The following is a 5,733-nucleotide window of genomic DNA, read 5'->3' as shown; positions in this document are numbered from 1 at the left end:
GAGTCGCTCCCGCTCGCCGTGGCCGGTGCGGCGCAGCTGCTCGACCTCGGTGCGCCCGCGCCCGCCCGCTGCCGCGACTGGGCGGGCCTGTGCGCCGCACTCGTCGCCAGCGGCGTCATCGCGTCCGCGCTCACCGGCGAATTCGACGTGGACGACGCGGTACTCGCGTACGACGGCGCGATCCTGCCGGGGACCGGGGTGCGTGTGCAGATCGGCCGCGGCGCGACCCGGCTCGCGGAATGGTCGGACTACATGGGCAATTGCATTGCCGGACCGTGGTATCAGGAGCAGGCCGCCCGCGGCCTCAGCATCCTCATCGCCCTGCGCGACGAGCGGGACACCCTCGTCGCCAACGCCGAACTCCGTCGCACCGGCCGCGGCTGGTCGGTGCGCGAGATGGCGGGCCGCTTCAACAACGAACCCGACCCCGCACTGCGCCAAGCCCTCCAAACCTGGGCCGCGACCCTGCGCGCCGACGAACCCGACATCGACCCGCCGGAACCGGCGGCGTCGGATCTTCCCGCCCAGGCCCGGCGCGCCGCCCCGAACCCACTCCGCGAGGTCGGCCCGCCCCTGCGCGAGGCGGCCCGCAAGGCGATGATCGACGCCGAACCCGCCCTGCGCGCCTTCGCGGCCCTCGCGGGCGACCTGGACGGCGACCCGAAAACCCTCACGGCCCTGCGCCGTTCACCCGCGGACCGCCTCACCTGCCTCTGCGCCGACTTCCTCACCGCCCACCCGGCCGACCTCCCGCGCCTGTGGACCGCCACCGCAACCCGCCCGCTGGCACTGGCCGTCGACACCCTCGACCCGGCCATCCTGACCTCCCATCCCCGCCTGCACACGATCACGAAAGACGCGCCGATCCCGTCGAAAACCTTGCGCGCCCTGGTGAAAGACCCCGACATCGCCGCCGCCCGCTCCATGGATCTGATCGCCCAGCGCCTCCGCGCCGCCTTCGGCCGCCTGTTCCGCGCCGACAACCCCGCCCTGGCTCACGCCGTCACCCACTACCCGACTCCCGACCTGCTCTGCGCGCTGATCCTCGCGACGACATGCGCACCAGCGCACCACATCCCGACCTCGTCGATCAGCGCCCCCCGTGCGCTCACCATCCCCGGCTTCCCCACAACCACCCTCGACGACCCCAACGGCCCCTGGATGTCCGCCTGGCCCGCAGCCGCCGAACTGGGCCTCGCCACAACCGCTCTCGGCCCGGACCGCGAACACTTCTGGACCCACATCGCCGACCACGGCCTACTCATCCCCACCGCCTACCTCCTCGCCGGCGGCTGGCCCACCCTGTGGTCGCGAGCCCACACCCGAGGCAAATAACCGACGCCCGTGGCCGCCGCTACCTCTACTCGGTTCGCTGTGCGCCGGTGTCGAAGATCTGCTCGGCACGGGCGACCACGAGCGACCGATCCAGCCACCGCGTCAGCTGATCAAGATCCGAGCAGCCCGTGACCCGATCGCGAATCTCATCGGAGACCGCGATCCCTCGCTGACCGAGAACCCGCAGCACAGACCCCGCAAGGGCCTCGGCACGCCCCTCGGCCTTGCCCTCGGCCCGGCCGATGGCTTGGTGTTCCAGGGCGAAGTCGCTTTCCCAGTGGTAGTTCTCGATTGCCATGGCCACGAGTCGCTCCCACTCTTTCCGGTACCGAGCAGGTACGCATTTGCTGATGTAGTCATGGTAGTGGACACGCCAATCCGGCTCGAGGTGCTGCATCGCCTCGAGCGCCATGGTGAGCACGGCGCGGCGCTCGGTGTCACCCAGATGGCCGGGGGCGGAGAGTAGGGCGAGTTCGGGCCACTGGTCGGCGACAGTGGTGATCGCGGGCAGCATGCCGGGCCAGTAGGTGCGGGGGCGGAAGGCGAGGAGCAGCACTCGGCAGCCCAATCGTTGGCGTACGTGGGTGACGTAGGCGGGCCAGCTCAGGGCGATACGTTCGAGATCGGCCGCGCTGCAAGAGTTCTGTACTTCGTGGACGATGGCGAACTCGGGTTTGTCCGCGTCGATTCCGACCAGGACTACGTTGAGATGAAGTTCGGCCGGGGATAAGAGAGTGACTGTCTCAGGACCCGGCCGCCAGCACGGTAAATCGGGTACCGGCAGTCCGAGTACCGTGCGGGCGATCAAGGGCGCGACCTCGGGGCGATGGCGCAGCAACTGCAGGGGGATCTCGTGGCGGATCGAGGGCACGTAGCCGACGTTAGGCAACCCATCGAACATATGTTCAGAATTGCTGAGACGCGCCCGGTTGCTCCGAATCGCCCGTGTCGCTGGTCAGTCGGCGGTGGGGAGGGCGGCGACCGCTTCGAGGATCTCGTCGGTGGTGGCGGTGATGCCGAGGCGGGGGAAGATTTTTTCGAGGGAGTGGGTGTGGGAGGCGGGGTCTCGGTCGGCGGAGGCGTCGGTGGCGATGACCACGTGGTAGCCGTGTTCGTGGGCGGCTCGGGCGGTGGATTCGACGCCGATGCTGGTGGCGATGCCGCCCAGGACGATGGTGGTGATGCCGCGGCGGCGGAGCTGGAGGTCGAGGTCGGTGCCGTGGAAGGCGCCCCACTGGCGTTTGGTGACCCGGATGTCGGAGGGCTGGACATCGAGTTCGTCGACGAGTTCGTCCCAGCCCGGGGGCGGGGTCTGGCGGGCGCCGCCGGGCTGCATGGTGCGGCCGGGAGGCGTGTCGCCGCCGTCCTCGGCGAAGGAGACGCGGACCAGGATCACGGGCAGGCCCTGCTCGCGGAAGGCCTTGGCCAGCTGGGCTCCCCGCTGGATCACCTCGTCCGCGGTATGCGGCTGGGTGGGCATGGCGGCGACTCCGCGCTGCAGGTCGATGAGGACCAGGGCGGTCTTCGGGTCGAGCAGGTTCGTGGGCATGGGCAATCCTGTTCCTTTGGTGGGGATTTCGGTTCGCGGTGATTTCGGTTCGACTGTCCGCTGGATCGGCCGGTCAGTCCTCGACCAGCCGGGACAGCAGGGGGATCGCGGCGATCAGCGAATCCTGCTCGGCGGCAGTCAATTTCGTGGTGATCGCGGTGGCGAGCCAGTCCTCTTTTGCGTCGTGGGCGCGGCGCAGCAGCGCGCGTCCGGTCTCGCTGAGTGACACGAGCACTTGGCGCTGATCGGTGGGATGCGCTGCGCGCGAAACCAATCCGCGTTCCTCGAGAGCGGCGAGCGTGGTACGCATCGACTGCGGCCGAACCCGTTCGGCGCGCGCCAACTCGGCCACCGACATCGGCCCTTCACTGCCGAGCCTGCTCATCACCACGGCCTGCGAAGGCGTCATCTCGACCCCGCCCCGCGCCGCCCGCAACTGCCGCAACAACCGGCTCGCCACCACCCGCAGCTCACCGGCCGCAGCGATCACCGCGGCGTCAGGTCTGGCGGCCTTCTCAACGCTCACCAGGCCAGCCTGCCACGAACGCAGTCAAACTTGCAAGTTTACCTGTCTAATTACGTCTACTGCGACGCATCCGACGCCGCTGGGTCAGGAGAGGGCGTCGAGGAGTCCTGTCGCGGTCGCCTGGCGTAGGCCCCGGCGGGCGAGGTAGCCGTTGGCCAGCAGGAGGAGGGTTTTGTTCGGTGGTGCGACGAATCCCGTCTCGGTGTGGGGCGCGTAGAGCGCCTGTCCGTCGGTGACCTCGAGCCAGCCGGTGTGCTGGCGGGTTTCCAGACCGACTAGCGCGGGCCGGTAATCGTGAGACAGCAGGCCCGCGCGGCGGCCGCCGTCGGGTAGTCCGGCGGGTATGGACAGCCACATACCGTTTGCTTCCGCGGTTGCCGACTCGAATGGCACCAGCATGGGAAATCCGTCCGCTTGCTGGTAGGCGAGGAGGTGATGGGGGAGCTTTTCGGCTCGCTTCGCCGCCTTGCCGACATCGACTCGCGGGCCGGTGCCTTTTCCTGGAGGTCGTTGTGCCGCAGGATCTTCCGCCTTCAACGGTTCGCCCAGCACTTCCGGTTCCCCGGCCGCGCGCAGATCCGGCCACACGATGATGCGCTGCGCCTCGACCGTGATCACCACCCGGTCGGCGTAGTAGGCGCTGAGCCACCGATTCCAGAATGGTCCGCGCCGCAGTGCGCCCAGGTACGGGACCGCCTGCTCGCCGATGGTGTCGAGCGTGTCCTGGTCCGGTGTCGGGTCGAAACTCGCGATGCCTTGCACCAGGATGAACCGTTGATTCGCCGGATCGCCCAGGCCGTGCGCGCGGCTGTGATACGCGAGCGCCACCCTCGGATCCTTCTTGATCCGCAACAACTTCCGCCCGAACCCGAGCGACGTCGTCACCCCCACCGTGCCCCGCTGCCGGTCCCGCAATCCGATCGGCGCGAGCGTGGACACCACCACCCCGCCCGCATCGGTATTGATCCCCAACGCGCAGGTCAGGTCGCCCCCGAGTACCTCGTCGACCGCATCGGGCCAGGCCACACCCATGCCGCAGAGTCTAGGCGCGACGAGGTGGGCGGGTCGGCGGAATCGGCAGCGCGACCGACCCGGAATTCCGTCCGAATACCGCCAAATGCCATGGCCGATTTCCGCCGGTGATCGCGGTTCCGGTCGGCCAGAGTGGGTGATGGACAAGGAATGAACGAGCGAGGAGGAAGCGATGACCGTGTACACGACGATGAGCAGCCCGGTGGGAGAACTGCTGCTCGCAGGCGAAGTGAGCGAGGCCGGGCTCGTGCTGACCGCGGTGTCGATGACCGGGGCGAAGAGTGTTCTGGTCGAACCGGATTGGGTCGCCGACGCGGACGCGTTCGCGGCCGTCGTCCCGCAGCTGACCGCCTACTTCGCGGGCGAGCGCACCGGCTTCGACCTCCGATTCGCCGACGGCGGCACCGAATTCCAGCGGCGGGTATGGCAAGCGCTGGAGGAGATCCCCTACGGCAGCACCATCACCTACGGGGAGATCGCGCGCCGCATCGGAGCGCCGCGCGCCGCGGTGCGTGCGGTCGGCTCGGCGATCGGCGCGAACCCGCTGCTGATCGTGCGGCCCTGTCACCGGGTGATCGGCGCGGACGGGTCGCTCACCGGCTACGCCGGGGGAGTGGAGCGCAAGCAGCGGCTGCTGGAATTGGAGCGGGTCGCGTGACGACCGGCACGCTGCCGTCGGTGTGGGCCGGGAGGGTCGCCCAGCAGGACTGGGCGGCCGTCGCCGCCGAACTCGACGAGCACGGCCACGCCCTGCTCGGGCAACTGCTCACCGCCGACGAATGTCACAGTCTGGCAGGGATTTACGATGACGGCCAACGATTCCGTTCGACGATCGACATGGCCCGGCACCGGTTCGGCTCGGGCGAGTACCGCTACTTCACCCACGACCTGCCCCGCATCGTGGCCGAACTGCGCTCCGCCTTCTACCCGAAACTCCTGCCCATCGCCCAGGATTGGGCCGCCCGCCTGGGCCGCCCCGGCACCTGGCCCGACACCCTCGACGAATGGATCGACCGCTGCCACCGCGCCGGACAGGTGAAAAGCTCCCAGATCCTGCTGCGCTACGGTCCGGGCGACTGGAACGCCCTCCACCGAGACCTGTTCGGGGACATGGTGTTTCCCCTCCAGGTCGTGATCGGCCTGGACGCACCCGGCGTGGACTACACCGGCGGCGAATTCCTCATGGTCGAGCAACGCCCCCGCGCCCAATCCCGCGGCGCGGCAATGCCCTTGCCGCAGGGCCACGGCCTCCTCTTCACCACCCGCGACCGCCCGGTCCGAGGCGCACGAG

General features: G+C 69.3%; 7 protein-coding genes. 3 read left to right on the top strand and 4 right to left on the bottom strand.

Annotation, left to right across the window (positions count from 1 at the left end; all coding sequences use genetic code 11):
• Window positions 1-1,335, top strand: a 1,335-nt coding sequence (locus ACWELQ_RS36250; protein ID WP_452401532.1) for a hypothetical protein, incomplete at its 5' end; no start/stop codon positions are given.
• Window positions 1,336-1,360: 25 nt separating this feature from the next.
• Here the strand turns inward: ACWELQ_RS36250 and ACWELQ_RS36245 are convergent.
• The 4 genes from ACWELQ_RS36245 to ACWELQ_RS36230 form a co-directional block, all read right to left on the bottom strand.
• Window positions 1,361-2,206, bottom strand: a complete 846-nt coding sequence (locus ACWELQ_RS36245) for a hypothetical protein (protein ID WP_452401531.1) — start codon at window positions 2,204-2,206, stop codon at window positions 1,361-1,363.
• A gap of 84 nt (window positions 2,207-2,290) precedes the next feature.
• Complete coding sequence (locus ACWELQ_RS36240) at window positions 2,291-2,884, bottom strand: hydrolase (protein WP_452401530.1); 594 nt, start codon at window positions 2,882-2,884, stop codon at window positions 2,291-2,293.
• A gap of 73 nt (window positions 2,885-2,957) precedes the next feature.
• The gene (locus ACWELQ_RS36235; protein WP_452401529.1) at window positions 2,958-3,410 is read right to left on the bottom strand and encodes a MarR family winged helix-turn-helix transcriptional regulator; all 453 of its coding nucleotides are present in this window, start codon (window positions 3,408-3,410) and stop codon (window positions 2,958-2,960) included.
• 84 nt (window positions 3,411-3,494) lie between these two features.
• Window positions 3,495-4,442, bottom strand: a complete 948-nt coding sequence (locus ACWELQ_RS36230; protein ID WP_452401528.1) for a hypothetical protein — start codon at window positions 4,440-4,442, stop codon at window positions 3,495-3,497.
• A 172-nt stretch (window positions 4,443-4,614) separates the two neighbouring features.
• On the opposite strand from ACWELQ_RS36230, the gene ACWELQ_RS36225 reads away from it, so the two are divergent.
• Both ACWELQ_RS36225 and ACWELQ_RS36220 read left to right on the top strand, forming a co-directional pair.
• A complete protein-coding gene (locus tag ACWELQ_RS36225) occupies window positions 4,615-5,100 on the top strand; it encodes a methylated-DNA--[protein]-cysteine S-methyltransferase (RefSeq protein ID WP_452401527.1) in 486 nt (161 codons plus the stop codon).
• Window positions 5,097-5,733, top strand: a 637-nt coding sequence (locus ACWELQ_RS36220) for a 2OG-Fe(II) oxygenase (RefSeq protein WP_452401526.1), incomplete at its 3' end; no start/stop codon positions are given. The genes ACWELQ_RS36225 and ACWELQ_RS36220, both read left to right, overlap by 4 nt.

The organism is Nocardia sp. NPDC004722 (genome assembly GCF_053601505.1).
The sequence above is the reverse complement of the archived record's forward strand: the minus strand, read 5'-3'. Positions and strand labels throughout refer to the sequence as shown.

Excerpts from the sequence above, each read along its gene's own strand:
- ACWELQ_RS36240 (WP_452401530.1), bottom strand. The coding sequence starts at position 2,884 with ATGCCCACGAACCTGCTCGACCCGAAGACCGCCCTGGTCCTCATCGAC.
- ACWELQ_RS36225 (WP_452401527.1), top strand. The coding sequence starts at position 4,615 with ATGACCGTGTACACGACGATGAGCAGCCCGGTGGGAGAACTGCTGCTC.
- ACWELQ_RS36230 (WP_452401528.1), bottom strand. The coding sequence starts at position 4,442 with ATGGGTGTGGCCTGGCCCGATGCGGTCGACGAGGTACTCGGGGGCGAC.